This window comes from uncultured Pseudokineococcus sp., assembly GCF_947499845.1.
Taxonomy (GTDB): Bacteria; Actinomycetota; Actinomycetes; order Actinomycetales; family Quadrisphaeraceae; genus Pseudokineococcus.
In genome coordinates, this window is sequence record NZ_CANMPM010000014.1 from 25,065 (window position 1) to 40,267 (window position 15,203).

The 15,203-nt window shown below is 74.4% G+C and carries 12 protein-coding genes; all 12 read right to left on the reverse strand.

Features of this window, described 5'->3' with window-relative positions:
• Window positions 1-110: 110 nt before the first annotated feature.
• The gene (locus Q0789_RS12780) at window positions 111-2,378 is read right to left on the reverse strand and encodes a beta-galactosidase (RefSeq protein WP_298805789.1); all 2,268 of its coding nucleotides are present in this window, start codon (window positions 2,376-2,378) and stop codon (window positions 111-113) included.
• Window positions 2,375-3,289, reverse strand: a complete 915-nt coding sequence (locus Q0789_RS12785) for a carbohydrate ABC transporter permease (RefSeq protein WP_298805791.1) — start codon at window positions 3,287-3,289, stop codon at window positions 2,375-2,377. The genes Q0789_RS12780 and Q0789_RS12785 overlap by 4 nt, the downstream gene beginning before the upstream one ends.
• Window positions 3,286-4,110: a sugar ABC transporter permease gene (locus Q0789_RS12790; RefSeq protein ID WP_366917735.1), complete on the reverse strand. Its 825-nt coding sequence runs from the start codon at window positions 4,108-4,110 to the stop codon at window positions 3,286-3,288. The genes Q0789_RS12785 and Q0789_RS12790 overlap by 4 nt, the downstream gene beginning before the upstream one ends.
• Before the next feature lie 128 nt (window positions 4,111-4,238).
• Entirely contained in the window at window positions 4,239-5,627 is a 1,389-nt protein-coding gene (locus Q0789_RS12795) for an ABC transporter substrate-binding protein (RefSeq protein WP_298805794.1), read from the reverse strand.
• Window positions 5,628-5,707: 80 nt separating this feature from the next.
• On the reverse strand, window positions 5,708-6,832 hold the full coding sequence (locus Q0789_RS12800; protein ID WP_298805796.1) for a LacI family DNA-binding transcriptional regulator: 1,125 nt from the start codon (window positions 6,830-6,832) through the stop codon (window positions 5,708-5,710).
• Between the two features lie 211 nt (window positions 6,833-7,043).
• The gene (locus tag Q0789_RS12805; protein WP_298805798.1) at window positions 7,044-8,099 is read right to left on the reverse strand and encodes an Lrp/AsnC family transcriptional regulator; all 1,056 of its coding nucleotides are present in this window, start codon (window positions 8,097-8,099) and stop codon (window positions 7,044-7,046) included.
• 61 nt (window positions 8,100-8,160) lie between these two features.
• Entirely contained in the window at window positions 8,161-9,021 is an 861-nt protein-coding gene (locus Q0789_RS12810) for an alpha/beta hydrolase (protein WP_298805800.1), read from the reverse strand.
• A 39-nt stretch (window positions 9,022-9,060) separates the two neighbouring features.
• Window positions 9,061-10,335: a Xaa-Pro peptidase family protein gene (locus tag Q0789_RS12815; protein ID WP_298805802.1), complete on the reverse strand. Its 1,275-nt coding sequence runs from the start codon at window positions 10,333-10,335 to the stop codon at window positions 9,061-9,063.
• A complete protein-coding gene (locus Q0789_RS12820) occupies window positions 10,332-11,321 on the reverse strand; it encodes an ABC transporter permease (protein WP_298805804.1) in 990 nt (329 codons plus the stop codon). Before Q0789_RS12820 ends, Q0789_RS12815 begins: the two co-directional genes overlap by 4 nt.
• Window positions 11,321-12,283: an ABC transporter permease gene (locus Q0789_RS12825; protein WP_298805806.1), complete on the reverse strand. Its 963-nt coding sequence runs from the start codon at window positions 12,281-12,283 to the stop codon at window positions 11,321-11,323. The genes Q0789_RS12820 and Q0789_RS12825 overlap by 1 nt, the downstream gene beginning before the upstream one ends.
• An 11-nt stretch (window positions 12,284-12,294) precedes the next feature.
• The gene (locus tag Q0789_RS12830; RefSeq protein WP_298805808.1) at window positions 12,295-13,905 is read right to left on the reverse strand and encodes an ABC transporter substrate-binding protein; all 1,611 of its coding nucleotides are present in this window, start codon (window positions 13,903-13,905) and stop codon (window positions 12,295-12,297) included.
• Entirely contained in the window at window positions 13,902-15,110 is a 1,209-nt protein-coding gene (locus tag Q0789_RS12835; protein ID WP_298805810.1) for a membrane dipeptidase, read from the reverse strand. Before Q0789_RS12835 ends, Q0789_RS12830 begins: the two co-directional genes overlap by 4 nt.
• Window positions 15,111-15,203 lie beyond the last annotated feature (93 nt).

The window sequence follows — 15,203 nt, forward strand, 5'->3', positions numbered from 1 at the left end:
CGAGACGGCGCTGACGAGAAGGCGCTGAGGCACGACGACGGGGCCCGTCCCCTCCCGGTGGGAGGGGGCGGGCCCCGTCGTCCGTGCTGGTGCCGTGGCGCGGGGCGGCCTCAGCCGGTGACGAGCACCCGCACGTCCCACGGGCCGAGCTCGAGCGCGGCGCCCTCGGCGAGCGCCTGGCCGCCGAGCACGTCGGTCGCGGCCGCGGGCAGGTGCGCGCGCGCCGAGTCCCACGACCAGTTGTGGACGACGTGCACCCGCCGCCCGTCGGCGGCGGTGGCGCCCATGACCGTCACCGACGGCCCGCCGCCCCAGCGCCGGTCCTCCCGCGGCGCGGCGCCGTCGAGGCCGGCGCACCAGTCGAGCAGCGCCGCGCCGGTGGCGGCGTCGGGCACGGTGCCGACCGTCGTCACCCGCCCGGCGCCGTGCCGGTGGGTCACCACCGCGGGCCACCGGCCGAGCTGCGGGTGCTCGTAGCGCGCGAGCACCTCAGCACCCTCGACCACCAGCGCGTCGGCCCACGTCGTCGCCGCCGCGTCGGCGGGCCAGAGCGCGGGCGGCTCGCCGTCCGCCCAGCGCACGGGGACGGGCTCCCCGAGGTTGGTGGACTCCTGGTACGAGGTGCCCGCCGCGCCGACGAGACGGCTGGGCTTGACCTCGCGGCGCGCCCGCGCCAGCGGGTCGGCGTACCCCGTGCGCGGGCCCAGCACGAGGTGGCCGCCCGCCGCGGCGTAGGCCGCGAGCCAGTCCAGCAGCGCGTCCTCGGCCACGTAGAGCCCCGCGACGACGAGCACCGGCAGCTCGGCGACGACGTCCCCCGGCTCCCGCACCACGGCGCCGGCCTGCACGAGCTGCCGGTCGTGGACGACGCGCACGCCGAGACCGGCGTCGAACGCCGCACGGGACCACGGCCCGGTGAGCCGCTCGTAGGCGGTCTCGTCGGGCGGCGAGTGCCCGGCGCCGCGCGGGCCGTCGTGGGGCTGGAAGGCCAGGCCCCACTTCGACGGCACGGAGAAGAGGAGGCCGACCTGCGCGTCGGGCCGCAAGCCCGCCACGAGGGAGCCCGCCGTCCCGAGCTCGGCGCCGAGCTGCGCGAGCTGCTCGTAGACCCGCCCCGGCCGCTGGTCGTGGGGCAGCACGCCGCCCCAGTACGTCTCGGTGCCGGCGTGCAGCGTGTGCCAGTGCCAGTACTCGACCATCCGCGCGCCGCGGGCGACCATCGCCCACGCCACCTGGCGCCACTGCCCGTCCCACGCCGGGAAGTTCGTCGACGACCCGCCGATGGGCCCGGCGTTGGTCTCCGTGACGAGGAAGGGCGCCTGCTTCGAGGCCCACATCCGGTCGGCGCTGTGCACCACCGACCACGTGCCCGCCGTCGTCCAGCCCTGCGGCACCGGGTGGGCGGGCGCCGGGACGGCGAGGGCGTCCTGCATCGCGTAGTAGGGGTTGCCGGCGGCGACGTCGAGGGCGCGGTCGACCTCGTACTCGTCGACGGCGGGGCGCGTGTAGGACACGCACGTCGTCACCCACTGGTCGGGCCGGGCGATCTCGCGCACGAGCCCCGCCTGCCACGCGATGAAGTCGGTGGTCAGGCGGGCCTGGTGCGCGCGCCACGCCTGGTCGTACTGCGGCTGCGCGTTGCCCCGCGGCTCCCACAGGTCCGCCCACGTCGAGAGCCGGTGCGACCAGTACGTGAGGCCCCACGCGTCGTTGAGCGCCTCGACGGTGCCGTACGTGCGGCGCAGCTCGTCGACGAAGCCCTGCACCACCGAGCGGTTGGAGAAGAGGTGCAGCCCGGGCTCGTTGTCGACCTGGAAGCCCACGACGGCCGGGTGCGCCGCGTACCGGCCGACCACCGCGCGGATGACCCGCTCGGCGTGGAAGAGGAAGGCCGGGTGGGTGTAGTCGACCTCCTGGCGCGCGCCCCACGCCCGCGGGTGGCCCGTCTCGTCGACCGCTGCGACCTCGGGGTGCTTGCGCACGAGCCACATCGGGACGGCGTACGTCGGCGTGCCGAGGACGACGGAGATGCCGCGCTCGTGGGCGCCGTCCAGGGCCTCCTCGAGCCAGTCGAGGTCGAAGACGCCGTCCTCGGGCTCCCACGTCGACCACACCGACTCCCCCACCCGCACCACGGTGAAGCCCGCCTCGACCATGAGGTCGAGGTCGGTCTTCACGCGCGGCTCGGGCGTGTACTCCGGGTAGTAGGCAGCGCCGAAGAGGACGCGGTCGGGCAGGGGCAGCGCCCCCGCCGGCCGCTCCGGCGGCGCCGGCGGCGCACCGGGCGGGCGCGTCAGCGGGGCGTCGCCCCAGCTGCGCCCGACGTCGTCGGGCGGCGCGCTCCCCTCTCCTCGGCCCTCTGCTGCAGCGGGACTCATCCCTTGACACCTCCGGTGGCGAGCCCCGCCTGCCAGTACTTCTGGAGGTAGAGGAACGCGATGACGAGCGGCACGATCGAGACGAGCGAGCCGGTGATGACGCTCGAGAACAGGGCCTGCGCCCCCGAGCCGCCCGCGGCCGTCGACTGCCACTGGGCGAGCCCGACGGTGAGCGGGAACTTGCTGGGCGTGCTCAGCATGATCAGCGGCAGGAAGTAGTTGTTCCACGTCGCGACGAGCTGGAAGAGCAGCACGGTGATGAAGCCCGGGGCGAGCAGCCGCAGCGCCACGGTGAAGAAGATGCGCATCTCCCCCGCGCCGTCCACGCGCGCCGCCTCCATGAGCTCGGTCGGCACGGCGTCCGCCGCGTAGACCCGCATGAGGTAGACGCCGAAGGGGCTGACGAGGCTGGGGAGGATGACGGCCCACCGCGTGTTCGTGAGGTCGACCTCGGCGAACAGCAGGTACGTGGGGATCGCCAGCGCCGTCGTCGGCACCATGATCGCGCCGAGCACGACCGAGAAGAGCAGGGTGCCCGCCGGGAACGCGTACTTGGCGAAGGCGTACCCCGCGGCCGTCGCGAGGAAGGCCGCGCCGACGCCGGCCACGCCGGCGTACAGCGCCGTGTTGCCCATCCACGACCAGAACACGCCGCCCTGCGCGGTGAAGACGTCGCGGAGGTTGTCCACGAGGTTCAAGTCCGCGAACCACAGCCCGAAGGAGGAGAAGAGGTCCGCGTTGTCCTTCGTCGACGCGACCACCAACCAGTACAGCGGCAGGAGGAAGTACGGCAGCGTCAGCAGGACGAGCACGGTGAGCAGCGGGCTCTTGCGCCCGGTCGAGCCCTTGGGCCGCGGCCGCGGCTGCGGCTCGACCTCCTCGACGGTGGGCGCCGGCGTCGTCGCGGTCATGAGCGGGCCCTCCGCTGGCTCGTGAGCTGGACGACGTAGGAGACGACCGCGATGCCCGCCGCGAGGAGGAAGGCGACGGCCGCCGCGTAGTTGAGGTCCTGGCTCGTGAAGGCGAGGTTGTAGGCGTAGAGGTTCGGCGTGTAGGCGCTGTCGATGACGTTGGGCGCCAGCGTCTGGAGGAGGTTCGGCTCGTTGAACAGCTGGTAGGAGCCGATGACCGAGAAGATGACGGTGAGCAGGATCGCCGAGCGGATGGCCGGGATCTTGATCGACCAGGCGATGCGCAGCTCGCCGGCGCCGTCCATGCGCGCCGCCTCGTAGAGGTCAGCGGGCACCGCGCGCAGCGCGGCGAACATGATGATCATGTTGTAGCCGATGAACTCCCACGTGAGGATGTTCATCAGCGAGCCGAGCATCCAGCTCGAGGACAGGAACGGCGGCGCGGGCAGCTGCAGGCCCTCCGCGATCTGGGTGAAGGGGCCGAAGTCCGGGCCGTAGAGGTAGCCCCACATGAGCGTCGCGACGACGCTGGGCACGGCGTACGGCAGGAAGATCGACAGGCGCACGAACCGCTGCGCGTAGAGCCGGCCGGAGTCGAGGGCCAGGGCGAAGAGCAGGGCGAGGCCCAGCATGATCGGCACCTGGATGACGAGGAACAGGGTCACCCGCAGGACGCCCTCGCCGAAGGCCGAGTCGCCGAGCGCGCGGGCGTAGTTGGCGAGGCCGACGAAGCTCCGGCCGCCGACGAGCTGCTCGCGGAAGAGCGAGAGGTAGGCCGCGTAGACGAGAGGCACGACGAGCATCGCCGCGAAGACGACCATGAACGGCGCGACGAGCAGGTACGCCGCGCGGTGCTGGCGGCGGACGGCGGGGCTGTGCCCGCGGCGGCGGGGGCCGGCCCGGCCGGGGGCGGTGGCGCCCCCGGCCGGGCCGGTCGTGGTGGGGGCCGTCACTGGACCGTGAAGCCCTGCTGCTCGGCGTAGGAGGTGATGTCGTCCTCCCACGCGGCGAGGCCGGCCTCCATGTCGCCGCCCTCGGCGATCGCCGTGCCGAGGGTGTCGTTGAAGGAGTTGTAGACGTAGTCCATGAAGGGCAGCCAGCCGAAGTCGGTGTCGACCTCCGTGGTGAGCTCGCTGTAGAGCTGGTTCACCTGCTGGCCGCCGAAGAACTCCGGCGCCGCGTCCAGGAACTCCTCGTTCTCGAGCACGACGTCGTGCGGCACGAAGAGGAACTGGTCGAGCGCCATCGTCAGCGCCGGCTCCGGGTCGGTGTTGAACCACTTGGCGAGCTGGGCCGCGGCGATGGGGTTCTCCGTCGAGGACAGGACGGCGTCGGTCGAGCCGCCCCAGTTGCCGGTGGCGGTGTCGCCCTCCTCCCACGCCGGGAGCGGCGAGGCGCGCCACAGGCCCGAGGTGTTGCCGGCCGTGCCCTGGAGGAAGACCGGGCCCCAGGCCGCCGTCTGCCAGGAGGCGTACTTGCCGTTGGCGAGCCCCTGGTACCACTGGTCGTTGAAGTCGGCGTCGGTCGAGACGAGGTCCTCGTCGATGAGGCCCTGCCAGTAGTCGACGACCTCGGTGACCTCCGGGGTGTCGAGGTCGATCGTGACGGTCTGGTCGCCGTCGAAGCCGAACGGCTTGGCGCCGTTCTGCCAGAGCAGGCCCACGAACTGGCCCGGGTCGTTGCCCGGCATGTTCGTCAGGTAGGTGCCCGGCACGGCCTCCTTCATCGTGCGCGCCGCCTCCTCGAACTCCGCCCACGTGGTGGGGGCCTCGATGCCGGCCTGGTCGAGGAGGTCCTGGCGGTACAGCGAGCCCATCGGGCCGATGTCCTGCGGGATGCCGTAGACGGCGTCGCCCTCGGTGATCTGCTCCCACACCCACTCGGGGTAGGAGTCCTGGAGCTCGGAGGCGCCGTAGGGGCCCAGGTCGAGCAGGTCGCCGCCGAGGGTGAAGGACGGCAGGTACTGGTACTCGATCTGCACGACGTCGGGGGCGCCCTCGCCGGCCCGGATCGCCGTGCGCAGCTTCGTGTACTGGTCGAGGCCCTGGCCGGCGTTGACGAGGTTCACCGAGATCTCGGGGAAGGCCGCCTCGAACTGGTCGACCTCCTTCTGCGCGTCGGGCAGCCAGGTCCAGAACGTCAGCTCGGTCGGCGTCGACATCGCCTCGTCGATCTGCTCCTGGGTCACGGGCTCGACGTCCGAGCCGGCGTCGCCGCCACCACCGCCGCCGTCGCCCCCACCGCCGCAGGCGGACAGGACGAGGGCGGTCCCGGCGAGCGCCGCGGCGAGCGCGCGGCCGCGGGAGCGGGAGCGGAGGGGGGTGCGGGGTGCGGTCATGGTCGGGCGACTCCTTCGTCGTCGTGCTGCGGTCGTGCGGTCGTGCGGTCGTGCGGCCCGGCGCTGCCGGGCCCGGCTCGTCACGTCGGCGGGCGACCACCTCCGGCGGCGCGGGGGGCCGGGCCCGTGCTGCTGCGGACCCGGAGCTCCACCGGGACGACGTCGAGGCGCGGCTCGTCGCCGCCTCCCGCCGGCGCCTGGCCCTCGACGAGCTCGACGAGGCTCGCCACGGCCCGCTCGCCGACGAGGGCGAGGTCCTGGCGCACCGTCGTCAGCGGCACGGGCAGGTACTCCGACTCCGGCACGTCGTCGAAGCCGACGAGCGAGACGTCGTCCGGCACGGAGAGCCCCGCCTCGGCGAGAGCGCGCATCGCCCCCACGGCCATGTGGTCGTTGGCGGCGACGAGGGCGGTCACCCGCCCGGCCGGCTCGCGGGCGAGGAGGTCGCGCGTCGCCTCGTACCCCGAGCGGGCGCTCCAGTCGCCGCGCACCGGCTCCACGACGGGCAGGCCGCGGGCCTCGAGGGCCGCACGCCAGGTGCGCTCGCGCACCAGCGCGCTGCGCCACGTGGCCGGCCCGGCCAGGTGCCCGATGCACCGGTGCCCGAGGGCGACGAGGTGCTCGACCGCCTCCTCGACCCCGCCCACCTGGTCGGCGTCGACCGTCCAGGTGCGCTGGCCCTCGTGCGCGGAGCGGGCCGCGGCGACGACGGGCGTGCCGGCGAGCGGGCCGCGCAGGGCGCGGGTGTCGAAGTACGGCTCGACGAGGACGACGCCCTCGGCGCCGAGCTCGAGCGCCCGCTCGACGCCGCGGAGCACCTCGTCGGCCTCCCCGGTCGCGGTCGAGACGACGACGACGCCGTAGCCGCTCGCCTGCGCCGCCCGCTCGAGGCCCATGACGTGCTGGGAGACCCCGTAGAGGGCCGACCGGAGGCCCACGACGCCGATGACGTGCGTGCGGCCGCGGACGAGGGCGCGGGCGGCGGCGTTGCGGCGGTAGCCGAGCTCGTCGACGGCGCGGCGGACCCTCTCCCGCACCTCGGGGCGCACGTGCGCCGAGCCGTTGAGCACGCGCGAGACCGTCTTCTGGCTCACGCCCGCGACGCGCGCGACGTCAGTCATGACGACCACGGGGGCGCGTCGCTCGCCGGAGGGCGGGTCGTCGACCACCGCGGGAGCCGGGGCTCCGGGGTCGGTCGTCGTCATCGTGCCGCCTCGGGTTGACTGCGCTGTCAGGGCCGTGCGCGGACGACGGTAAGGAGGTGCTGACTGCGTAGTCAACGGGTGGGTGCGTCACACTCCGGTCACGGCTGCCGAGGGCCCGGAGCGCACCGGGGCGCATCGGAGGCAGACCGGGACGGAACCGGCCCGGGGGCCCGGGCGACCGAGGGTCGGAGCCCTCCTCGCGCCCGAGGACTCAGGCCCCCCGGCGTCCCTCCCGCACGGCGAGGGGCCGGGAGGCGCGGCGCACGCGCTCCTCCCACCACGGCGTGGTCACGAAGCCGCGCTTGGCGACGAGGACCTCCATGGCGGCCGCCCACCCGAGCACCCCGGGCAGCGGGGCCAGCACCTGCGTCGTGAAGGAGAAGAGGTCCTCGGTCGACTCGGCGATGACCTCGCACAGCAGCGAGCTGCCGTCGAGGGTCGCGGCCAGGTAGCGGACCGACCGGTAGGAGGCGAGGGCCGCGGCCACCTCGCCGAGCCGGGAGGGCGTGACGCTGATGCGCAGGAGCGTCTCCGACTCCAGCCCCAGCGCCGCGGCCGGGACGAGGGTGACGACGGCGACGCACCCGCCGAGCTGCAGGCGCTCGAGCCGGCGGCGCACCGTCGACTCGTTGAGGCCGAGCTCCTGGGCGAGCGCCCGGAAGCTCGCCCGCCCGTCCTCGCGCAGCAGCGCGAGCATGGCGCGGTCGGTGTCGTCGAAGTGGGCCGGCTGGCAGTACGGGTGCGTCGCGGCGCTGGCGGCGTCGCCCTCGCCGAGGAGCTGGCGCGACCAGTCGTGGGCCACCTTGTAGACGTGCAGCAGGAGGTCGCTGCGGCACCGCTCGACCCCCTCCAGGCGCTGGACGGCGTCGACGAGGTGCTCGAAGAGGGAGGCGCCCCGCGGGATGACGCACTCGGCGACGATGTCGTCCTCGCCCGTGACGAGCGCGAGGAAGCGCACCTCGGGCATCGCGGCGAGCTCCTCCATCGCCCGCACCTGCCGCCCCGGGCGGCACGTCACCCGGAGCACGAAGGACTCCGACGGGCCGTCCGCCCCCACCTCGGGCATGACGGCGACGCGGATGGCCCCGTCGGCGAAGAGGCGCTCCGCCCGCCGCGCCACCGTCGGCACGGACGTCCCGCACCGCTCGGCGACGGCCGTCCAGCTCGCCCGGCCGTCCAGCTGCAGGGCGCTGACGATGCGCCGGTCCAGCCCGTCGAGCGGCCGGACCTCGGCGGGCCCTCCGGCGGCCGGGTCCAGGCCCGTCACGGTCCCCGTCCCCGCGCCCGCCCCGGGTGCCCCCCCGCCGCTCCCCCCGTGCACGCCCACCTCAGCCGCGGCCCGCGGGCGCGCCGGCGCCGACGACCTCGTCGAGGAAGCCGCGGACGCACGCCGTCCACGCCTCCGCCTCCTCCACCTGCGGGCTGTGCCCGGACTCCTCGAAGACCACGAGACGAGCATGCGGGACGAGCCGGGCGATCGTCTCGCTGCACGCGACCGGGGTGATCCAGTCGTCGCGCCCCACCGTCACGAGCACGGGGCAGGTGATGGAGGGCAGCCGGTCCTTGAGGTCGTAGCGCGGCATGTTCTCCGTGAAGGCCCAGTTGTGGGTCTCGTAGCGGTAGTGGGTCGCCTCGACCTTCTCCTCGACCTTCGCGGGGTCGTAGACGTGGTCGTAGAGCGGCAGGATCTCGCGCCAGCAGTCCTTGAGGTCGTCGTCGTCGCGCGTGCGCCCGTCCATGATCCGGCCGAACTTCTCGAGGTCGAGGTCGACCCGCTGGGTCGCCAGCGCGTTGGCGCGCGCCATGTCCTCGTTCGCGTTGTCCGGCGAGGTGTCCCGCAGCACGAGGGCGAGGACGCGGTCGGGGTGGCGCACGGCGTACTCCATGGCCATGAAGCCCCCGTAGGAGCCGCCCGCGAGCACGACGCGCTCGGCGCCGACCCACTCCCGCAGCCCCTCGACGTCGGCCGCCCACTGCTCGTGCGTGAAGGGGCCCTTCCCCTCGCTGACGCCCGAACCGCGGGCGTCGTAGACGAGGACGCGGTAGGAGTCGGCCAGGCGGCCGAAGCTGGCCCGGGGCTCGGCCCGCGAGCCGAGGCCCGGGGCGCCGTGGCAGGCGATGACCACCGGGGCGCCCTCGGGGCCGAGCAGCTCGACCTCGAGCTCGTTGTCGTTGACGGTGACGCGCACGCTGTCTCCTTCGGTGGTGGCCGGCGGGCGGCCGGGACGTCAGCGCCCGACGACGAGGTCGTCGAGCGCCCGCGGGTAGGTGGTGAGGGGGCGGGCGCCGTCGGCGGTCACGAGCATCGAGTCGCTCGTGCGGTAGCCGGCGTGGCCGGGCACGTACAGGCCGGGCTCGTCGGACAGGACGAAGCCCTCCTCGACGACCGTCGGGTCGCCGTCCTCGAGCCACGGCGGCTCGTGCATGCCGACGCCGATGCCGTGGCCCTGCCGGTGCAGCAGGTGCTGGGAGAGGCCGGCCTCGTGGACGACGGCGAGGCACGCGGCGTTGACGTCGCAGCACCGCGCCCCCGGCCGCAGCGCCGCGGCGCCCGCCTCCCGGGCCCGGCGGACGACGTCGTGGAGGCGGCGCTGGCGCTCGTCGGGCTCGCCGAGGACGAAGGTGCGCTCCCCCTCGACGTACCGGCCGCCGACGCAGGCGCCGAGGGAGAGCATGAAGGTCTCGCCCCGGCGCAGGCGCCGGCCCGAGGGGCGGGCGTGCGGGTGGGCGCTGCCGGGGCCGGAGTAGACGAGCCCGCCGGCGAGGAAGCCGGACTCGACGACGTCGTCGTGCTCGGCGCGCATGGTGCCGCTGCCGACCGCGGTGACGTGCTCGGCCACCTCGGCCTCGGTGGGCAGCTCCCCGCCCGCGCCCGCGGCCTCCTCGACGAGCCGGCGGCCCGCCGCGAGCATGAGGTCGGTGATGCGGCCCGCCTCCGCGTGGAGGGCGACCTCCTCGGGCAGCTTGCGGTAGCGGGCGACCCGGACGGCGTCCGTGGCCGCGAGCTCGACGGCGGGCAGGGCCCGCCGCAGGGCGTCCCCGAGGGCGCCGAGGCGCTCCCACGACGTCGTCGGCGCGTGCCCGACGGGCCGACCGGCGCCCACCGCCGCGCGGGCGGCGGCGTCCTCACCGAGCACGTCGGCGAGCACGGAGAAGGGCGGGACGACGCCGGGGAACTCGGGGTAGTCCACGAGCTCGGCGGTCGCGCCCTGGCTGGCCGCGTGCTCGCGCTCGAGCACGGGCAGCAGGAGCACGCACCGGCCGTCGGCGCCCAGCCACACCGCGACGGGCCGCTCGCACGGGTGGTGCCAGAAGCCCGTGAGGTAGGCGACGTCCTCGGGGTCGTCGGTGACGACGCCCGCCAGGCCCGCCGCGACGACGCGCTCGACGACCCGCGCGCGGACCCGGGCGAGCACGTCCGGGCCCAGGCGCTGGGAGAACCGCGCCCCCTCGCCCGGCCCGCCCGCCGCACCGGTCGCGGGCGGCCCCGCCACGGCGCTCACCGGCGCACCCGCGAGCGCGGGTCGCGGGCGTCGTTGAAGGCGATCGAGGCCAGCGTCGCCGCGAGGACGAGCGCGAGGATCGCCAGCGACGGGAAGAGGGTGAGCCACCAGGCGCTCGACATGGCCCCGGCCTGCTGGGCCTCGAAGAGCACCCGGCCCCACGACCACGAGCGCGGGTCCCCCAGGCCGAGGAAGGCCAGCCCGGCGGCGGAGAGCACGGCGCGGGACGCGGTGAGGACGACGGAGACGACGACCACCGGGGTCACGGCCGGCAGGAGGTGCCGCGTGATGATCCACGTCGCCGACGGCGTGAGCAGCCGCGCGGCGTCCATGTAGGGCAGGCGGACGACCGTGAGCGCGAGCGAGCGCACCACGCGGGTCACCTCCGGCCACGAGAACGCCGCGATGACGAGGACGATCGTCGTCGTTCTCGGCCCCACGAGGGCCGCGACGAGGATCATCAGCGGCAGCACGGGCAGGGAGAGGACGAGGTCGACCACGAGCCCGACGAGGGCGTCGAGCCGCGGCCACCACGCTCCGGCCACGGCCACCGCCGTGCCGAGCACGATGGCGAGCGCCGAGGCGCCCGCCGCCACGAGCAGGCTCGAGCGGGAGCCCCAGACCACCTGGGCGAAGACGTCGCGGCCCAGGTTGTCGGTGCCGAACCAGTGCTGGGCCGACGGCGGCGCGAGCACGGAGGAGCCGGTGCCCGAGGGGTAGTCCGCGAGGACCGGCGCCAGCACGGCCACCGCGACGAGCACCCCGAGCACCCCGAGGGAGAGGACGCCGAGGGGCTGGCGCCGGAAGGCCCGCCAGGTGTCGCGGGCCGCCGAGCCGCCGGCGGCGACCTGCTCGACGTCGGCGGGCGCGCCGGGCACGGCCGCGGCCTGGGCCCCCGGCACCCCCTCGACGGTCGCCCCCTCGGCGGCCGGGTCGACGGACGGCTCCGACGGCTGCTGCGCCGACGGCCGGGTGGGCGCGGCCATCAGGTGCGCACCCGCGGGTCGAGGAGCCCGTAGACGAGGTCGGTGAGCAGGTTCGCGACGACGACCGTGACGGCGAGGAGCACGAAGGCGCCCTGGAGCACGGGGAAGTCGAGCTGCGTGACGGCCTCGTAGATCCCGCGGCCGACGCCCGGGTAGGCGTAGACGGTCTCGGTGAGCACGGCGCCTCCGACGAGGAAGCCCAGCTGGAGCCCGACGAGCGTCGTCGTCGGCAGGAGGGCGTTGCGGAGCGCGTGCTTCCACAGCACGCGCCGGTAGGGGATGCCGCCCGCGCGGGCGAGCGCGCAGTAGTCCTCGCCCAGCGCCTCGATGAGCGTCGAGCGGAGGGTGATGACGTAGGCGCCGAGCTGGACGAGCGCCAGCGACAGCGCGGGCAGGGCGAGGTGGCGCAGGACGCTGAGGTACCACTCGCCCCCGTAGACGTCCCGGTCGTAGGCGCCGCCGATGGGGAACCACCCGAGCTGCAGGCCGAGCACGTAGAGCAGCAGCACGCCGACGCTGGGCACGAAGAGCGACTGCCCCGTGACGCCGAGCCCCTGGACGAGGCGGTCGAGCCCGCTGCCGGCCCGCGCCGCCGCCAGGACCCCGAGGGGGATGCCCACGAGGACCGTGACGACGAGCGCGGCGCCGGTCAGCAGGAGCGTCCAGGGCAGCCGCTCGAGGAGCACCGAGCTGACGGGCTGGCCCTGGGTGAAGGAGGTGCCGAGGTCGCCCTGCACGAGCGCCAGGAGGTAGCGCCCGTACTGGACGACCAGGGGGTCCGCCAGGCCGTACCGCTCGAGCACGGCCGCCCGCGTCTCCTCCGTCATCGTCGGGCTCGCGATGGCGAGGGCCGGGTCCCCGGGCAGCAGGCGCAGGAGGAGGAAGGTCACGGTGACGGCGAACCACACCGTGACGAGTCCCCGGGCGAGCCGTCGGAGGGTGAAGGAGGCGAGCGCGGGCACGGCGGGTCCCCTCAGCCGGCGGTCGTGGCGTTCGCCAGCGACACGGGGTTGACGACCGACAGGAGCTCGCTGGGCTGGACCACGAACCCGGACCACTCGTCGCTGTGGGCGATGTAGAGGTTCTGCGTGTACATGATGTTGTCGTACACCTGGTCCTTGACGATCTCCGCGGCCTCCTGCATCACGGGCACCTGGTCGGCGACCTCGAGCTGGCGCCCCGCCTCCTCGACGAGGGCCGTGAGGTCCGGGTCGTCGACGTGGGTGTAGTTGATGACCCCGCCCGGCAGGTAGGACAGCCGGAAGTTCGTCACCGGGTCGTCCATGATCGCGAAGTTGCCGAGGTAGACGTCGTAGTCGCCCGCGTCCGTCGCGGCGAGGTAGGCGTTGCGCTCGCGCCCGTCGAGCTCGAGCGTGATGCCGGCCTCCGCCGCCTGCTCCTCCATGAGCTGGGCCGCCTGCGCCATCACCGGGTCGGTGAGGTTGTAGAGCAGCCGGAAGGACGTGTCGTCGACCCCGGCGGACGCCATGAGGTCGCGCGCCGCCTGCGGGTCGAAGGCGTACTCCTCGGCGTCCTCGGGCGCGAACTGCGACAGGACCGGGATGAGCGGGTTGCTGCCCGCCGACACGGCCTGCCCCTGCAGGACGACCTCGCGGATCGTGTCGTAGTCGACGGCGGCGGCCAGCGCCCGGCGCACGTCGACCTGCGCGAGCCGGGGCTCGTCCATGTTGTAGACGAGGTGGGCGTAGCCCAGCCCCGGCACCTCGGCGACCTCGATGCCGTCCGCCGACTGCAGCCGCTCCACCTGCGAGGGCGGCAGCGCGTTGGCGACGAGGTCGACCTCGCCGCTCTCGAGCGCCAGGAGCTCGGTGTTGACGTCCGGGTAGACCCGGAAGACGACCTCCGAGGCGTTCGGGGCGCCGTCGTCGGCCAGCGGGTAGTCCTCGACCCGCTCCATCGTGTAGCTCTGACCGCGCTGGACCTCGGTGAGGGCGTACGGGCCGGCGCTGACCCAGGAGCCGTCGGCCTGCGGGGCGTCGTTGGCGAAGTCGGCGAGGCTGCCCTCTGGCTCGAAGACGTGCTGCGGCACGACGACCGCCCAGAACCCGACCTCGGGCACGACGACGGCGTCCGGCTCCGACAGGTGCAGCTCGACGCGGGTGTCGCTGACGGCCTCGACGGACTCGACGGCGCCCATCTGCCCGAGCAGCGTGCCGGCGGGCTGGTCGTCGAGGACGCTCTGCAGCGTCCAGGCGACGTCCTCGGCGGTGATCGGCTCGCCGTCGCTCCACGACATGTCGTCGCGGATCTCGAAGTAGCCCGTCAGGTCGTCGGAGTAGCCCCAGTCGGTGGCGAGGGCCGCCTCCTTCTCCCCGTCCTCGTTGATGTGGAGCAGCCGCGGGTACATGAGGTCGGTGACCCAGGAGTCCGTGCGGCTGTTGCCGATGAGCGGGTTGAAGTTGACGACGTCGGTCGTCGTGGCGACGACCAGCGGGCCGACGCCGGAGCCGGTGGCGCCGCCGTCGCCCGACCCCTCGCCCTCGGGGGCGCTCGGGGCGCACGCGGTGAGCGCGAGCGCGGCGGCGGCGACGACCGCCGCGGCCGCCCGCGAGCCGCGGCTCACGCCCACACCTGCTCGAGGACGCGCAGGGTGTTGCCGCCGACGACCTTGCGGACCTCGTCGTCGGAGTACCCGTGCTGGACCAGCCAGCCGATGATGTTGCCCATGCCCTCGGCGGGGTTCTCGAGCCCGTCGACGTACTCCACGCGCGGGTGGTCGACGTGGCCGTGCGCCTGGCTGATGGAGAGGTTGGCGGTGAAGGCGTCGTGCAGGCCCACGTGGTCGCCGAAGAGCGTGTCGGGGCCGAAGCTCACGTGGTCGATGCCGACGAGGTCCACGCAGTAGGTGAAGTGGTCCATGACCGACTCGAGGCTGTGGCGCGGGTGGGCCTCGGACAGCGTCGTGTGCGGCGCCGCCTCGATGCCGATGACGCCGCCCCGCTCGGCGCACGCGCGGATGACCTCGTCGGGCTTCATGCGGTTGGTCGGCCACACGCTGCGGGCCCCGGCGTGGGTGATGAAGACGGGGACGCGGGAGCGCTCGATGGTGTCGAGGCTCGTGCGGTCGCCGGAGTGGGAGACGTCGATGGCGATGCCGAGCTTGTTCATGCGGTCGACGGCGCGGTCGCCGAAGTAGGTGAGGCCGCCGTCGCCGCGCTCCTTGAGCCCGCTGCCGAGCGTGTTCGCCTCGGAGTAGGCGATGCCCATCTGCCGGACGCCGAAGCCGTAGAGGACGTCGAGCCGGTCGACCTCGTTCTCGATCATCGTGGCCGCCTCGAGGGCGAAGACGTGCGCGATCCGGCCGGTCGCGTGGGCCTCCTCGATGTCCGCGAGGGTCTCGCCCTTGACGACGAAGTCCTGGTGCGCCAGGTCGGCCATGCGCACGCCGAGGTCGAACAGGACGTCCTGGTACTTCCACCCCGCGTCGCTGCTGATGCAGCAGGTGCCGTCCATCCCGTTGTCGAAGACGGCGGTGAGCCCGGAGCGGGACAGGCCCTCGTAGCCGGTGGGCTCCCGGCCCTGGCGGATGTGCTCGCGCAGCTGGCCCATGTCCTCGGGGAAGACCTGCACGTGCTCGTGCAGGGAGATGACCTTCTCCGTCTCGAGCAGCCGGCGGGCGCGCTCGGCCTGCTCGGTGGTGAGGTCGAGGCCGGTGTAGGCCGGGACGCGGCCCAGCTGGGCGGCGTAGGCGAACTCGCGGTAGTCGGTGCCGGGCTCCAGGTACTCGTAGGCGGTGTACCCGGTGTAGCGCTTGGCGGGGTCGAGCACGGGGCGGCTCCTCGGTCGAGGGTGGCGGAGTCGGAAGATGCCGGGTCGGAGGGCTCGGGGTCGGGAACCCGGGGCCGGAGGCCGGGGCGGGCG